We start from the raw sequence: 14,515 nt of genomic DNA, 5'->3' as shown, positions 1-14,515 counted from the left end.
TTTTTATCCTGGAACCCGGCCGCTGGCCGGGCTCAACCCTGAACGGAATTGTGGTCATTTATGGAACAGTCGAAGGTGCGCAAAGTCGGTCTGGGAATCGCGTTGACGCTGGTGGCCGGGTTGGTGTTCTACACGGTGCAGGCGCCGGCCGAGGCACCGCAATACCTGACCGCCACGGTCGAACGCGCTGACATTGAAAACGCAGTGCTGGCCACCGGTTTGCTGGAGGGCATCAAGCAGGTGGACGTCGGTGCCCAGGTTTCGGGGCAGTTGAAGTCGCTCAAGGTCAAGGTCGGCGACAAGGTCAAGAAGGGCCAGTGGCTGGCGGAAATCGATCCGTTGGTGCTGCAGAACACCCTGCGTCAGGCACAGGTCGATGAGGAGAATCTGCAAGCCCAGCGCCGGGCGACGCAGGCTCAGCTGCGCCAGACCAAGGCCATCTACGAGCGCTATCAGAATCTGCAGGAAGACGCCTCGATCTCGCGGCAGGATTTCGAAACCGCGCAATCGAACTACGAAGTGCAGCAGGCCAATCTGTTGTCGCTGGACGCGCAGATCAAGAGTGCGCATATCCAGATCGACACGGCCAAGGTCAATCTGGCCTACACGCGGATCGTCGCGCCCATCGACGGCGATGTGGTGGGCATCGTGACCCAGGAAGGCCAGACCGTGATCGCCAATCAGCTGGCACCGATCCTGCTCAAACTGGCGGACCTGGACACCATGACCGTAAAGGCTCAGGTGTCGGAGGCCGATGTCATCCACATTGCACCGGGGCAGGAGGTGTACTTCACCATTCTTGGTGAGGACAAACGTTATTACGGCAAACTGCGCGGCACTGAGCCTGCGCCGCAGAACTTCCTCGAAACCCCGCCCGCCGGCACGCCGAAGCAGAACACTGCGGTGTTCTATAACGCGCTGTTCGAGGTGCCGAATCCCGATCACCGTTTGCGTATTTCCATGACCGCTCAGGTGCGGGTGGTGCTCGACACCGCCAAATCGGTGCTGACGATTCCGGTCGCCGCGCTGGGCCCACGCAACAGCGATGGCAGCTTCCCGGTGCGGGTGCTGGACGCCAAGGGCCAGGCGCAGTCGCGCAATGTGCAGACCGGGATCAACAACAACGTCAAGGTGCAGGTCAACGAAGGCCTGGCCGAAGGCGACCGGGTGGTGATCGGTGATCCGGTGACGAAAGTGGCAGGGGCATGAGCATGAGCGAACCTCTGCTGCAACTGACCGGCATCAGCCGCAGCTTCACGGCTGGCGATCGCGAATTCCTCGCGCTGAAGAACATCAACCTGACGATCAATGCCGGGGAAATGGTGGCGATCATCGGCGCCTCGGGCTCCGGCAAATCGACCCTGATGAACATCCTCGGCTGCCTCGATTACGCCACAGCCGGCAGCTACAGGATCAACGGCCGGGAAACCCGCGATCTGGACAGCCAGGCGCTGGCCGAACTGCGTCGCGACTATTTCGGCTTCATCTTCCAGCGCTACCACTTGCTGCCGCACTTGAGTGCGATGCACAACGTCGAGATGCCGGCAATCTACGCCGGCACGCCGGAACCACAACGCCATGCGCGAGCCCGTGAATTGCTGGCGCGCCTTGGGCTGGAAGGGCACCTGACCCATCGTCCGAGTCAACTCTCGGGCGGTCAGCAGCAGCGGGTCAGTATCGCCCGGGCCCTGATGAACGGCGGCGAAGTGATCCTCGCGGACGAGCCGACCGGCGCCCTCGACACCACCAGTGGCAAGGAGGTGATGCGCATCCTGCTGGAGCTGCACGCGGCCGGGCACACGGTGATTCTGGTAACCCATGACCCCAAGGTCGCGGCCAACGCCGAGCGCATCATCGAGGTCAGTGACGGCGAAATCCTTAGCGACCGCCGCAACGAGCATGACACCACGGCATTGAACAATGAGGACGCGGTCCCCAAATCCACGGGGGCGCGGCGTCTGGTGGCCAGCCTCGGGTTGTTCAAGGAGGCCTTCAACATGGCCTGGGTCGCGCTGATCTCACATCGGATGCGCACTCTGCTGACCATGCTCGGGATCGTCATCGGCATTACCTCGGTGGTGTCGATTTCGGCGATCGGCGAAGGGGCCAAGCGCTATGTGCTCAAGGACATTCAGGCCATCGGCAGCAACACCATCGATATCTATTCCGGCACCAGTTTCGGCGACAGCCGTTCGGCGGCCATCGAAACCCTGGTGCCGGCGGATGTAACGGCGCTCAACCAGCTGTACTACGTCGACAGCGCCACGCCGGTGGTCGGGCGCAATCTGTTGCTGCGCTATCGCAACATCGACCTCGATGCCCAGGTCAACGGCGTCAGCGATCTGTACTTCCAGGTGCGCGGAATCAAGATGGAGTCGGGCATTGCGTTCAGCGAAAACGATGCCCGACGCCAGGCGCAGGTGGTGGTGATCGATCACAACACCCGCCAACGGTTGTTCGGCGAGGGAGTCGATCCGCTGGGACAGGTGATCCTGATCGGCAACCTGCCGTGCACCGTGATCGGTGTGGCAGCAGAAAAGAAGAACATGTTCTCGTCGAGCAAGTCGCTCAATGTCTGGGTGCCTTACGAAACCGCAGCCGGTCGACTGTTGGGCCAGCGCTACCTGGACAGCATCAGCGTGCGGATCAAGGACGGCCAACCGAGCAAGGTTGTCGAAGACAACGTCAACAAGCTGATGCTGCAGCGCCACGGCACCAAGGATTTCTTCACCAACAACCTCGACAGCGTCATGCAGACGGTGCAGAAAACCAGCCGCTCACTGGCGCTGTTGCTATCGCTGATTGCAGTGATTTCGCTGGTGGTCGGCGGCATCGGGGTGATGAACATCATGCTGGTGTCGGTCACCGAACGGACCCGCGAAATCGGCATCCGTATGGCGGTCGGGGCGCGGCAGTCGGACATTCGTCAGCAGTTTCTGGTGGAGGCGGTGATGGTCTGTCTGCTGGGCGGGGCGATTGGAATCTCGTTGAGTTACGCCATCGGCCACCTGTTTTCGCTGTTCATCAAGGAATGGGAAATGGTGTTCTCGTTGAGCTCGGTGTTGACGGCGGTGATCTGCTCGACGCTGATCGGCATCGTGTTCGGCTTTGTGCCGGCGCGCAATGCATCGCGGCTCGACCCGATCGAGGCGTTGGCGCGGGACTGAGGGCCGGACATGAAAAAAACCGCCGTCCCTGGCAGGACGGCGGTTTTTTACCGGCGTGTGATCGATCAGGCCGCGTTGGACGGGTCGCAGGCGGCCGGGCAGTCTTCAGGTGAATACATCCAGCGCATCAGCGAATGGCGGCCGCTGATTCCCAGTTTGATGGCAGCACGTTTGAGGTAGCTCTCGACGGTATTGACCTTCAGTTGCAATTGCTCGGCCAGTTCAGGCGCGGTGCGCCCGGCCAGCAGACCGACGCACACTTCTAGTTCACGGTTGGACAGGCTCAGGCCCAGTTGCTGCACGCGCTCGCAAAAACGCAGGCGCAGGGTTTCAAGGCCTTGAAGCGAGGCTTCGGTCGCTGCGGCTTGCGCCTCGGGATCCGCACTCGCCGGTTGCAGCGCGTGGATGTGCTTTTCCACCATCGGCAGCAACACCGGGGAGATGTCCTGCAACAGACTGCGCTCGCGCGCGGAGAAGCGCTTCGACGGTCCGCAGCGGTACACGGAAATCACATAACGGTAACCGTCCTTGCGCCGGGTCAGGTGCAACTGCGAAGCATCGGTGACCGTGGAGGGTTCGGGGGCGGGCACGTCACTGTTGCCGGGATCGGTGCTCAGTTCGGAATACACCGTCTCGGCCGTCAGGGTTGCCTCTTTGGGGCATTCCGGCTCGGTGCGCGGTTGCGTACGTGCGACCGGCTCCACGCGCATCTGCCGGATGTGTGTGGCATCCACGGCCAGTTGGGTGAGGATCAGGTCGTGCAGCATCCGCGGAAAATGCCGGCTGCCGGTGCTGGCGATGACTTTGCCGATGTGAGGGAACAGGTGTGAGTTCATGTGTTTCATCCATGAGTAGCAATGGGGGAATTGCGCTTTCCCGAGTCTCCTGCGGATATCCTTGGCCGGCGACCTCAAATCGGGAAATTTGGATCCTATCCTAGTACAACGTTTGAGCGACCGTTTAATGAAGGGGTTATTAGCTCATAACGAACATTGAGTGCCGCAACCGCATTGCCTTCCACTCGTCGCATGTATCGAACGACGCAGAACCGAACCGGCTCTACCCGATGTCATCTTCGCGAGGCATTCGATATGTTTGATCAACGCAAAAAAGAGTCCCTGTCGGCCTGGCGCAATCTGGCAACACAGTCCCGGGAGCAGCTCGACCCACAGGATCAATATGATGAGTTGCTCAAGGGGGCCGACGAGATGCTGGAGCAGGGACTTATCAACGCTTCCGAGTGGCGACAGTTGGTGCGCGATGCAGGCCACATCTTTATCCGTCACGAAGACTTGTCTGCGCCACCGCTTGAAGGGTAGCAGGCACTCCGGACATTCAGCGGCAATGCGCGTCCACCAGTTCGATCCAGTGCCTGACGGGCGTGCGGCCGGCGCCGTCGAGGTGTGCCTGACAGCCGATGTTGGCGGTGGCGATGATCTCGGGATGACCACTCTCCAGCGCAGCGAGTTTGTTGTCGCGCAGTGACCTGGCCAGCGCCGGTTGGGTGATCGAGTAAGTACCTGCCGAGCCGCAGCACAGATGAGCGTCGGGGACCGCAGTCAGGTCGAAGCCCATTCGGACCAGCACCGACTCCACCACACCGCCAAGTTTCTGCGCGTGCTGCAAAGTGCAGGGGCAATGGAAAGCCACACGTTGATTGGCGTGAATGCCTAAGGATTCGAGCGGCTCTTCGCGCAGCACCTCAACCAGATCTTTTGCCAGCGCGCTGACGGCTTTGGCCTTTTCGGCATAAGTTGGATCGGCGCGAAGCAAATGCCCGTAATCCTTGATGAACGCACCACAACCGCTGGCGGTCTGCACGATCGCCTCGGCACCCTGTTCGATGGCCGGCCACCACGCATCAATGTTGTGGCGGGCGCGCTCAAGGCCGGTGGCCTGGGCGTCAAGGTGATAATCCACCGCGCCGCAACAGCCAGCCTCGCGGGCAGGAATCACGCTGATGCCCAGACGATCCAGCACCCGCGCCGCTGCGGCATTGGTGTTGGGTGACAGGCCCGGTTGCACGCAACCCTCCAGCATCAGTACTTGCCGGGCATGGCGGATGCCAGGATCTGATGCAGGCATTACCGCGTTGCGTGGCAGTTTGTCTTGCAAGGCGTCGGGCAACCATCTGCGCAACATCTGACCGCCATTGATCAACCCTTTGAACAACCGTGGATTGGGCACGATATTTCGCAGCCCTTCACGTAACAGGCGCTGCCCGAGCGGACGCGGGACGGCGGCGTCCACCACCGCCCGGCCGATGTCGAGCAGGTTGTGATAGTCCACGCCCGAAGGGCAGGTGGTTTCACAGTTGCGACACGACAGGCAACGATCCAGGTGTTGCTGGGTTTTCGCCGTGACTTCGTTGCCCTCAAGCACTTGCTTGATCAAGTAGATGCGCCCGCGCGGTCCGTCCAGTTCATCGCCGAGCAATTGATAAGTCGGGCAGGTCGCGTTGCAGAATCCGCAATGAACGCAGGTGCGCAGGATGCTTTCGGCCTCTTCGGCGCGGGGCAGTTGCCGGGCTTGCGGGCTGAGGGTGGTCTGCATGGCTCAAAGCTCCGCGTACAGACGCCCGGGGTTGAAAATGCCTCGGGGGTCGAGTTGTCGTTTGAGTTGGCGGTGATAGTGCAGCAGGGCGGGCGCCAGAGGATGGAACGGCTCGTCGATCAGACCGTGGCTATAACAGGTCGCATGCCCGCCGACTTCGTCGACCACTTTGCGAATGACCGCAGCTTCGGCCGTCGATTTGAGCCAGCGTTGCGCGCCGCCCCAGTCGAGCCACTGCTGGCCGGGCAGGTTCAGCGGCGGCGTGTTCAGCGGCACGGACAGGCGCCAGAGCGGTTGGTCTTCGTCGAAGAAGCCCAGGCGTTGTTCGTTGAGATCGGCCCAGAACGAACTGTTGAGCGGCTCGCCGCCAAGGCGATCATGGGCGGCCGCCACCGAACCTTCGCCACCCTCCAGGCGCAAGTGCAATTGCCGGCCATCGTGACACGCGGCGCTGATCGGCAACGGTTGTTGGCCCCATTCGGCCAGACGCTGCAAAGCTTGATCACCGGTCATTTCCAGGCTGAGGCTCAGGCACGCTCGCGGTTTGGGCAGCACCTTGAGCGAGACTTCGGTGATCACCCCGAGCGAGCCGTAACTGCCGGCCATCAGGCGCGACACGTCATAACCGGCGACGTTCTTCATGACTTCGCCGCCGAAGCGCAGGTGTTTGCCATGACCGGTGATGATTCGCGTGCCCAGCACGAAATCGCGCACCGATCCCGACCAGGGCCTACGCGGCCCGGACAGGCCCGTGGCGACCATGCCGCCGACCGTGGCATCGTCGGCGAAGGCGGGTGGTTCGCACGCCAGCATCTGTTGCGAAGCGTCCAGCACGGCCAGCAGTTCCACTAGTGGAGTGCCGCAGCGTGCGGTGATCACCAGTTCGGTCGGGTCGTAGCTGACGATGCCGCGATGGGCGCGAGTGTCGAGAATCTCGCCACCGACGATGCGCCCGAGAAACGCCTTGCTGTTGGCGCCCTGGATGCGCAGCGGGGTAGCGTTTTCCAGTGCCCGGTTGACCTGTTCGAGCAGCGCGGCGCTGTCATCGAAATCCATCGCGTCGCCCATCAGAACCGCTCCAGTTCGGGGAAGGGCAGTTGCCCGTGGTGTACGTGCAGGGCGCCGAATTCGGCGCAGCGGTGCAGGGTTGGAATGTTTTTGCCGGGGTTGAGCAGGCCGCCGGGATCGAACGCGGCTTTGACGGCGTGGAACAGGTTCAGCTCATCGCTGTTGAACTGCGCGCACATCTGGTTGATTTTTTCCCGGCCCACGCCGTGTTCTCCGGTGATGCTGCCGCCGACCTTGACGCACAGTTCGAGGATCTTGCCACCCAGCGCTTCGGCACGCTCCAGCTCGCCGGGCTGGTTGGCGTCGAACAGAATCAGTGGATGCATGTTGCCGTCGCCGGCATGGAATACGTTGGCGACTCGCAGGCCGTATTCGGCTGAAAGCTGTGCAATCGCATGCAGTACGCCAGGCAACTCGCGGCGCGGGATGGTGCCATCCATGCAGTAATAGTCCGGCGACAACCGGCCCACGGCGGGGAAGGCGTTTTTGCGCCCGGCCCAGAATCGCACGCGCTCGGCCTCGTCTCGGGCCTGGCGCAGTTCGGTGGCGCCGGCGTGTTCGAGCACTTGCCGGACCCGCGCGCAATCATCGTGGACATCGGCTTCAACGCCATCGAGTTCACAAAGCAGAATGGCCTCGGCATCCACCGGATAACCGGCGTGGATGAAGTCTTCGGCAGCGCGGATCGCCAGGTTGTCCATCATTTCCAGGCCACCGGGAATGATGCCGGCCGCGATGATATCCGCCACGGCGCGGCCGGCCCTTTCCACGGAGTCGAACGCCGCCAGCAGCACTTTGGCCGTCTGCGGTTTGGGCAAGAGTTTGACCGTGACTTCGGTGATGACCCCGAGCAGGCCTTCGGAACCGGTGAACAGCGCCAACAGGTCGAAACCGGGGGAATCCAGTGCGTCCGAACCCAGCGTCAGGCGTTCGCCATCGACGGTGAGGATCTCGACCTTGAGCAGGTTGTGCACGGTCAAGCCGTACTTGAGGCAATGCACACCACCGGCGTTTTCCGCCACGTTGCCGCCGATCGAGCAGGCGATTTGCGAGGAAGGGTCAGGTGCGTAATACAGCCCGAACGGCGCGGCGGCCTGGGAAATCGCCAGGTTGCGCACACCGGGTTGCACCCGTGCAGTGCGGGCCTTTGGGTCGATCTGCAGGATGTTGTTGAAGCGCGCCATCACCAGCAGCACGCCTTTTTCCAGCGGCAAAGCACCGCCGGACAAACCGGTCCCCGCGCCCCTGGCCACCACCGGCACCCGTCGTTCATGGCAGATCTGCAACACGCCCTGAACTTCATCGATATGCCGTGGCAGTACCACCAGCAGCGGCGTGGTGCGGTAGGCCGAGAGGCCATCGCACTCGTACGGTTTCAGTTCCTCGCGCTGATGCAGCACGTCCAGGTCTGGCCATTGGTGCTGCAGGGCTTGCAGAAGCGCGACTTTGTCGACGTCGGGCAAGGCGCCGTCGACCTGTTCGTCGTAGAGAATGTTCATGATCGGTGGGCGACCCTCCGTTGTCGTTATTCGAGGTCGGTGCCGGTTTCCATCATTGGGCCGCTGACACCGAGAAGTAAAGCGTAGCGTCCGGTAGTTCGTTGTCCCGCGTGCTCCTGTAATATGCCGCCACTTCACCCCAATGAGCATGGAATGCACTCTCACTCGATTCTGGCCTTTACCCAGGTTGCCGCGATTGCCATTGCCAGCCCTGGACCCGAGCCGCTTAGCCTGCGCTGTCCCGTTGGGCCATCCGGGTGGTGAGACCGGTTCATCGGCTTCGGGGCTGCGATTCTGACGATGCGTCAGCAGGTGCGTAGCTCACAGAGGTACGACTGAAATCATTCAATCATTTCAAGGAAGCATTGCGTGGCACTCAGGGTTTTAGTGGTCGGCGGTTACGGGAATTTCGGCAGCATTGTCAGCCGGCATTTGATTGCGATGCCGGACATCACGCTGGTGATCTCCGGTCGCGACCCTCAGAAACTGATGCGCAAAGTCGACGAGCTGAAAACCCTGTCGGGCGTCGTCTGCGAGAGTTGGTGCGGCAATGCGATGGGGGAAGGGTTTGAAGCGGTTCTGAAAACGATGAACATCCAATTGGTCATCCACACCGGGGGCCCGTTTCAAGGGCAATCCTATGCGGTCGCCGAGCGCTGCATAGACGCGGGTGTGCATTATTGCGACTTGTCCGACTGCCGAACGTTCGTCAACGGCATCGGAGCCCTCGATGCCCGCGCGAAACAGGCTGGCGTGGCAATTCTCAGCGGTTGCAGTTCGGTGCCGACACTTTCATCGGCCCTTATCGATGAGCATCAGTATCGCTTCTCTCGTATCGATTCGATCGAACATGGCATTTCCTCATCGGCGAAAATGCCGGGCCTTTCGACGGTTGAAGGTGTTCTGGCCTACGCCGGCAAGCCGATCAGGCAGCTCAGGAATGGCCAGGTTCATGAGGTGGCAGGCTGGCTCGACCTGACGTTGCGCAAGATGCCTCACCTGGGCGTTCGGGTGCTGGCGAATGTCGACGTGCCGGACATGGACATTTTTGCCAGCCGCTATGGTGCCCGAACCTTGAGTTTCAAGGCGGGTGCGGGCCTTAAGCTGGGTGGTGTGGCCAACGGCCTGTTCGCCCTGGCCCGCAGGTTTGGTGCGTTTCGTGATCATGTTCCCTGGGCGGCGCGGCTTCATCGTTGGGGCACCTGGTTCGAGCGATTCGGTGATGGCAAAAGCGCGATGTACATCGACGTGAAGGGGCTCGGCATCGACGGCAATCCGCTGGCCATGACGGTCCAGCTCACCGCCCGCAATGACAAGGGGCCGGAAATCCCAAGCTGCGCAGCCGTTGCCCTTGCTGCGAAAATCGCCCGGGGATATCGGCCCGAGGCTGGCGCGCGTCCTTGCGTGGGCGTGATCACTGTCGACGAATACATGGCAGCCATCAACGATCCGCAGAATCTGAGCCTGTCGATGCATTTCTCTGATGGGCAGAACTGACCGTGCTCTATCTGTGCCTCAAATACATTCACATCGTCGCCGCGGTTTTCCTGTTCGGATTCGGCATGGGCTCCTACCTCTACCTGATCGCCGCTAGCCGTACAGCCAACCCTTTGGTGATAGCGCACGTGTCGAGAATGGTCGTACGGTTCGACGCCTGGATCACCACGCCGGCGGGCTTTATCCAGATCGTGACGGGTTACGGGTTGACCAGGCTTGCCGGACTGCCTCTGACCACGGAATGGGTACTGACCTCCTTGATCATTTTCCTGTGCGTCGGGTCGCTCTGGTTACCGGTATTGGTGCTTCAGAAGCGTTTGTACATGATGGCGTCGAGCGCAGTCGAAACGGGGGGCGGGCTTGCCGATGAGTACCGTTGCGTGTACCGAAAATGGTTCTGGATGGGGGTTGCCGGTTTTCTGGGGATGTTCGTGATCGTGCTGCTGATGGTGACGAAGATGACGCCGGGACAGTGGGCTGACTTGTTGGTGTAGCGAACGCAACGCCCGATACAGACTTCGCACCGGACGTTGCGTCGTATCAGGTGAAGTTCAATCGAGATCGCTTGCTTGATGCCGTTCGGGAACCTGGCTCACTTCATCGCCCCACGTCCGGTTGACGCGCTGGCCGCGAATCACCGCAGGTCGTTCGGCAATCTCTTGCGCCCAGCGCTGCACGTGGGTGTATTCATGGGCGCTCAGAAACTCGGCGGCGGAGTACACATTGTTGCGCACCAGTTGTCCGTACCACGGCCAGACCGCTATGTCGGCGATGGTGTAGTCGTTGCCGGCAAGGTAAGGGCTTTCGCTCAGGCGGCGATCGAGTACATCCAGCTGACGCTTGGCTTCCATGGTGAATCGATTGATCGGGTATTCGAGTTTTTCCGGCGCATACGCATAGAAATGCCCGAAGCCACCGCCCAGATACGGCGCAGCACCCATTTGCCAGAACAGCCAGTTCAGGGTTTCGGTGCGACCCGCCGGATCGGAGGGCAGGAAGGCGCCGAATTTCTCCGCCAGATACAACAGGATCGAGCCAGATTCGAACACGCGAATGGCCGGCTCCACGCTGCGGTCCAGTAAAGCCGGAATTTTCGAGTTGGGGTTGATCTCGACAAAACCGCTGGAGAACTGGTCTCCTTCGTTGATGCGGATCAGCCAGGCATCGTATTCAGCGTCGGTGTAGCCAAGCGCCAGTAATTCCTCGAGCAGAATGGTCACCTTCACACCATTGGGCGTGGCCAGCGAGTAGAGCTGCAGCGGGTGCTTGCCGATCGGCAGCGTTTTTTCATGCGTCGGCCCGGCAATCGGGCGATTGATATTGGCGAATTGGCCGCCGGAAGGCGCGCTGTGTTTCCAGACCTTGGGTGGCACGTAAGACGTATTGCTCATGAAACGGACCTCATCGGTTAATGGCCGGAATGTTGTGAGCCCGAATGGGAACAGCGGGCTCATGACGAACAGCACACCACACAACGGCGTTTGAATGCCACCGGCGGGCGGATGAAAATTCGCGGGACTCGAGCGTGATATCAACCCAAAGAAAAGCCCGGCAGATGCCGGGCTTTCTGGGTTTCGGGAGCATCACGCCGCCACGTTGCCGGCCATCATTTCCTTTTTGTAGCTGGCTTTCATCGCTTCCATTTGTTCGCCCAGTTCATCGAGCTTCGCTTTGCCGAGGAGTTTTTTTGCCTGCGGAAACATCTCGGTTTCTTCCTCTTCGATGTGATGCTCCAGAAGCTCCTTGACCACTTTGACCCGGCCAGCGAACTCGGGCGTCCCCGGATCAGTCAGTTTGAGGTCTGGCAGCACCAGCGAATCCACGGTGCGGTGCTCTTCCTTGGCTTCGAAGTACATGATGTCCTGTTCCTTGGTGCCGGCTTCCTTGAAGGCCGGATAAAGGATTTCCTCTTCGAGTCGGGTGTGGATCGAGATCTCCATTTCCAGTTTGCCCAGTAGCTCGACACGTTTTTTCAGGGCCCGGTCCGTCGATTCGCTGAGTTGACTCAGGATCCCTTTGACTTTCTCGTGGTCGGCTTTCAGAAGGTCGATCGCGTTCATGTTGGTTGCCTCTGCTATTCAGGGTTAGAACACAGTCCGATGTCTCTCGGCGCCGTGGATTCCCGAAGAACAACGCATTTGCCATGCCAGTCGTGCGTCCCGGCCAAAGGCGTCTGGATCAGGGGTTGTGCGGTAGCAGGGTTGAGGGGGTTCGTGCAGCCTGCATGAACGACGTGCAATCGGCATTGCAGAACACGACCCGAAGGGTTGCAGGCGCGGCTTTCCGGATCAGAAGACAGAAGGCACGAAAGCCATCACGACGGATGTTGTTTGCCGGTGCTGGCGCTGTGGCAAGTACTTTTGCGCAATTGTGCCGGACTCACGCCAAGTCGTTGTTTGAAGGCACTTGTCAGGTGCGCCTGGGAATTGAATCCACAGGCCAGGGCGACCTGCGACAAGGCCGTTTTCCCGTCGCATATCATCGCCCGAGCCCTGGCCAGGCGCCGGTCGATCAAATAGCTATGGGGGCTTTTGCCCGTGGCTTGTTTGAAGGCGCGAGTGAAATAGCCTTCGGACAATTCGAGCAGGTGTGCCATCGACAGTACATCGAGCGGGCCACTGAGACCTGCGTCAATGAACTCATCCAGCCGTCGCATTCGGCTGTCGGTGATCGAGCCGCGGTGCACTGGCACGTCCTGAACGGCGGCGCGCTCAGCCAGCGCAAGCGCCCAGGTTTCCCAGTCATCGTCCCATTTGGGCTGCAACAGCGCGCTGCGCATTCGCTGGGCGAGGAGAATGGCCTGCGGGTCGGTGCGGTTGTTGAATGGCCGATCTCCGGCCAACGCATCCCCTTTGGTGCGGATGACCCGCAGGTATTCACCGCCCATGGGGGACTCGGACAACACATCACAGCCGACCGGGACGAACGCCAGGCCATTGGGCATCGCGTCGAAGGGACGTACCCGGTCAGTACCGATGGCATGCAGGCCGCGTTGGCTGTCGAAGGCAAAGCCAATCGCTGACTGGGTCGCCACGTAGCGAGCCGAGTAGGCTGCGCCGGGCAGCAATTCGATCGTCCACGAACCTGCCTCGATGCGACGGACCGGTTCCGCAAGGGGGGTGATGTGCTGACGGTTTCGATGACTCATGATCGTCATAGTAGTGAAGGGATGGCATAAAAGTCAGGTTCGTTTTTTGAAAGCCGACGCGACGCCTGCGTGCCTAGACTGGGGCAAAGCCAAGGAGACGCTCATGCATACACTCAGTCGCGATGACCTCGAACACGCTGCTCGCCAGGTTTACCAGGTGATGCCAGCTACCGCCCAGTATCGCTGGCCTCTGCTGGCCGAGCGATTGGGATGCACCGTTTGGGTCAAGCACGAAAACCACACGCCGACCGGTGCCTTCAAGGTGCGCGGCGGCATTACCTTCATGAACTGGCTGCGCCGTGAGTACCCGAGCGTCAAAGGCATCGTTTCTGCGACGCGTGGCAATCATGGCCAAAGTCTTGCACTGGCAGCCAGTGCCGTGGGGCTGAGGGCATTGATCGTTGTGCCACAGGGCAACTCGCAGGAAAAGAACAACGCCATGCGCGGGTTCGGCGGTGAGGTGGTCGAGTACGGGCGTGACTTCGATGAAGCTCGCGAAGAGGCTGCTCGCCTGGCGCAGGAACATGACTTGTACCTGGTGCCGCCATTTCATGCCGAACTGGTCAAGGGCGTTGCGACGTATGCGCTTGAGCTGTTCAGTGCAGCGCCAGAGCTGGACACCGTCTATGTACCCATCGGCTGTGGTTCGGGAATCTGCGGTGTGATTGCTGCCCGGGATGTGTTGGGCCTGAGTACCGAGGTAGTAGGGGTGGTGTCGACGGAAGCAATGGCCGCCAAACTGTCTTTCGAAGCGAAAACGATCTGTGAAACCGCGTCGGCCAACACTTTTGCCGACGGCCTTGCCGTGCGCAGGCCTGTTGCCGAGGCGTTCGACATTTATAGGAAGGGGGCAGCGCGGATCGTCTCGGTAAGCGAAGATGAAATCGCCGAGGCCATGCGCGTGTATTACACCGATACCCATAACCTTGCTGAAGGGGCGGGCGCGTCCGCGTTGGCGGCCTTGATGCAGGAGCATGAAAGGCGGGAGGGGAAAACGGTCGGTGTGATTCTATCCGGGGGAAATGTTGATCGAGCGATCTATGCGGGGGTGATTGGATGATTGCTACCTTATATAGCCGGTACGGGGGGTAGTTTTCGCAAACGCGACCTGGCCTGTTGAGTATGGAAAAGAATTTTCACACGGGGGTTGACCACCTGTTTTGATCCTGTATTATTCGCCTCCCGCTAGCGAGCAACTTGAGTTGCTTCTAGCGCAAGTGATTGAATTCAAATGAAAATAGTCACTTGACAGCAAATGAGGCTGCTGTAGAATGCGCGCCTCGGTTGAGACGAAAGATCTTAACCAACCGCTCTTTAACAACTGAATCAAGCAATTCGTGTGGGTGCTTGTGGAGTCAGACTGATAGTCAACAAGATTATCAGCATCACAAGTTACTCCGCGAGAAATCAAAGATGTAACCAACGATTGCTGAGCCAAGTTTAGGGTTTCTTAAAAACCCAAAGATGTTTGAACTGAAGAGTTTGATCATGGCTCAGATTGAACGCTGGCGGCAGGCCTAACACATGCAAGTCGAGCGGATGAAGGGAGCTTGCTCCTGAATTCAGCGGCGGACGGGTGAGTA

Annotated in this window: 13 protein-coding genes, 1 rRNA gene and 1 pseudogene; 8 read left to right on the top strand and 7 right to left on the bottom strand. The window is 60.3% G+C overall.

Annotation, left to right across the window (positions count from 1 at the left end):
• Positions 1–60: 60 nt before the first annotated feature.
• Both macA and BMZ46_RS08355 read left to right on the top strand, forming a co-directional pair.
• Positions 61–1,209, top strand: a complete 1,149-nt coding sequence (gene macA / locus BMZ46_RS08360) for a macrolide transporter subunit MacA (RefSeq protein WP_074687877.1) — start codon at positions 61–63, stop codon at positions 1,207–1,209.
• 2 nt (positions 1,210–1,211) lie between these two features.
• A complete protein-coding gene (locus BMZ46_RS08355) occupies positions 1,212–3,167 on the top strand; it encodes a MacB family efflux pump subunit (RefSeq protein ID WP_074687878.1) in 1,956 nt (651 codons plus the stop codon).
• Between the two features lie 65 nt (positions 3,168–3,232).
• Here the strand turns inward: BMZ46_RS08355 and BMZ46_RS08350 are convergent, their stop codons facing one another.
• Positions 3,233–4,003 carry a helix-turn-helix transcriptional regulator gene (locus tag BMZ46_RS08350; RefSeq protein ID WP_074687879.1) on the bottom strand — a complete coding sequence of 257 codons (771 nt, stop codon included), beginning with the start codon at positions 4,001–4,003 and terminating at the stop codon, positions 3,233–3,235.
• Positions 4,004–4,258: 255 nt separating this feature from the next.
• Here BMZ46_RS08350 and BMZ46_RS08345 point away from each other — a divergent pair, with 255 nt between their 5' ends.
• Positions 4,259–4,486 (top strand): hypothetical protein, encoded by a 228-nt coding sequence (locus tag BMZ46_RS08345; protein WP_052266591.1) that lies wholly within the window; start codon positions 4,259–4,261, stop codon positions 4,484–4,486.
• A gap of 16 nt (positions 4,487–4,502) precedes the next feature.
• On the opposite strand, the gene glcF is transcribed toward BMZ46_RS08345, so the two are convergent.
• Genes glcF through glcD form a run of 3 tightly spaced genes read right to left on the bottom strand, consistent with a single transcriptional unit; the run spans position 4,503 to position 8,287 of the window.
• Complete coding sequence (glcF, locus tag BMZ46_RS08340) at positions 4,503–5,720, bottom strand: glycolate oxidase subunit GlcF (RefSeq protein WP_074687880.1); 1,218 nt, start codon at positions 5,718–5,720, stop codon at positions 4,503–4,505.
• A gap of 3 nt (positions 5,721–5,723) precedes the next feature.
• The gene (glcE, locus tag BMZ46_RS08335) at positions 5,724–6,788 is read right to left on the bottom strand and encodes a glycolate oxidase subunit GlcE (protein ID WP_039770760.1); all 1,065 of its coding nucleotides are present in this window, start codon (positions 6,786–6,788) and stop codon (positions 5,724–5,726) included.
• A complete protein-coding gene (gene glcD, locus BMZ46_RS08330) occupies positions 6,788–8,287 on the bottom strand; it encodes a glycolate oxidase subunit GlcD (protein ID WP_074687881.1) in 1,500 nt (499 codons plus the stop codon). The genes glcE and glcD overlap by 1 nt, the downstream gene beginning before the upstream one ends.
• Positions 8,288–8,440: 153 nt before the next feature.
• Here glcD and BMZ46_RS29780 point away from each other — a divergent pair.
• From BMZ46_RS29780 to BMZ46_RS08320, 3 genes and pseudogenes are all read left to right on the top strand, one after another.
• Positions 8,441–8,515, top strand: a pseudogene (locus BMZ46_RS29780) (LysE family translocator); the annotation flags it as partial.
• Between the two features lie 141 nt (positions 8,516–8,656).
• Complete coding sequence (locus BMZ46_RS08325; protein ID WP_039770756.1) at positions 8,657–9,784, top strand: saccharopine dehydrogenase family protein; 1,128 nt, start codon at positions 8,657–8,659, stop codon at positions 9,782–9,784.
• A gap of 2 nt (positions 9,785–9,786) precedes the next feature.
• Entirely contained in the window at positions 9,787–10,278 is a 492-nt protein-coding gene (locus BMZ46_RS08320) for a DUF2269 family protein (protein ID WP_039770753.1), read from the top strand.
• 57 nt (positions 10,279–10,335) lie between these two features.
• Here the strand turns inward: BMZ46_RS08320 and yghU are convergent, their stop codons facing one another.
• The 3 genes from yghU to BMZ46_RS08305 form a co-directional block, all read right to left on the bottom strand.
• Positions 10,336–11,175 (bottom strand): glutathione-dependent disulfide-bond oxidoreductase, encoded by an 840-nt coding sequence (gene yghU / locus BMZ46_RS08315; RefSeq protein ID WP_074687882.1) that lies wholly within the window; start codon positions 11,173–11,175, stop codon positions 10,336–10,338.
• A gap of 192 nt (positions 11,176–11,367) precedes the next feature.
• Positions 11,368–11,844 (bottom strand): hemerythrin domain-containing protein, encoded by a 477-nt coding sequence (locus BMZ46_RS08310; RefSeq protein WP_039770748.1) that lies wholly within the window; start codon positions 11,842–11,844, stop codon positions 11,368–11,370.
• A 254-nt stretch (positions 11,845–12,098) separates the two neighbouring features.
• Positions 12,099–12,941: a helix-turn-helix transcriptional regulator gene (locus BMZ46_RS08305; protein WP_074687883.1), complete on the bottom strand. Its 843-nt coding sequence runs from the start codon at positions 12,939–12,941 to the stop codon at positions 12,099–12,101.
• 94 nt (positions 12,942–13,035) lie between these two features.
• Here BMZ46_RS08305 and BMZ46_RS08300 point away from each other — a divergent pair, with 94 nt between their 5' ends.
• Complete coding sequence (locus BMZ46_RS08300) at positions 13,036–13,992, top strand: threonine dehydratase (protein WP_074687884.1); 957 nt, start codon at positions 13,036–13,038, stop codon at positions 13,990–13,992.
• Between the two features lie 410 nt (positions 13,993–14,402).
• Positions 14,403–14,515, top strand: a 16S ribosomal RNA gene (locus tag BMZ46_RS08290); the annotation flags it as partial.

The organism is Pseudomonas sp. NFIX49 (assembly GCF_900115915.1).
Taxonomy (GTDB): Bacteria; Pseudomonadota; Gammaproteobacteria; order Pseudomonadales; family Pseudomonadaceae; genus Aquipseudomonas; species Aquipseudomonas pharyngis.
Note: the sequence above shows the minus strand (reverse complement) of the source record. Positions and strands in the feature narration are given on the sequence as shown.

Bases quoted from the DNA above. Each gene is read 5' to 3' on its own strand.
- macA (WP_074687877.1), top strand. From the start codon at position 61: ATGGAACAGTCGAAGGTGCGCAAAGTCGGTCTGGGAATCGCGTTGACG.
- BMZ46_RS08355 (WP_074687878.1), top strand. From the start codon at position 1,212: ATGAGCGAACCTCTGCTGCAACTGACCGGCATCAGCCGCAGCTTCACG.
- BMZ46_RS08350 (WP_074687879.1), bottom strand. From the start codon at position 4,003: ATGAACTCACACCTGTTCCCTCACATCGGCAAAGTCATCGCCAGCACC.
- BMZ46_RS08345 (WP_052266591.1), top strand. From the start codon at position 4,259: ATGTTTGATCAACGCAAAAAAGAGTCCCTGTCGGCCTGGCGCAATCTG.
- glcF (WP_074687880.1), bottom strand. From the start codon at position 5,720: ATGCAGACCACCCTCAGCCCGCAAGCCCGGCAACTGCCCCGCGCCGAA.
- glcE (WP_039770760.1), bottom strand. From the start codon at position 6,788: ATGGGCGACGCGATGGATTTCGATGACAGCGCCGCGCTGCTCGAACAG.
- glcD (WP_074687881.1), bottom strand. From the start codon at position 8,287: ATGAACATTCTCTACGACGAACAGGTCGACGGCGCCTTGCCCGACGTC.
- yghU (WP_074687882.1), bottom strand. From the start codon at position 11,175: ATGAGCAATACGTCTTACGTGCCACCCAAGGTCTGGAAACACAGCGCG.
- BMZ46_RS08310 (WP_039770748.1), bottom strand. From the start codon at position 11,844: ATGAACGCGATCGACCTTCTGAAAGCCGACCACGAGAAAGTCAAAGGG.
- BMZ46_RS08305 (WP_074687883.1), bottom strand. From the start codon at position 12,941: ATGACGATCATGAGTCATCGAAACCGTCAGCACATCACCCCCCTTGCG.
- BMZ46_RS08300 (WP_074687884.1), top strand. From the start codon at position 13,036: ATGCATACACTCAGTCGCGATGACCTCGAACACGCTGCTCGCCAGGTT.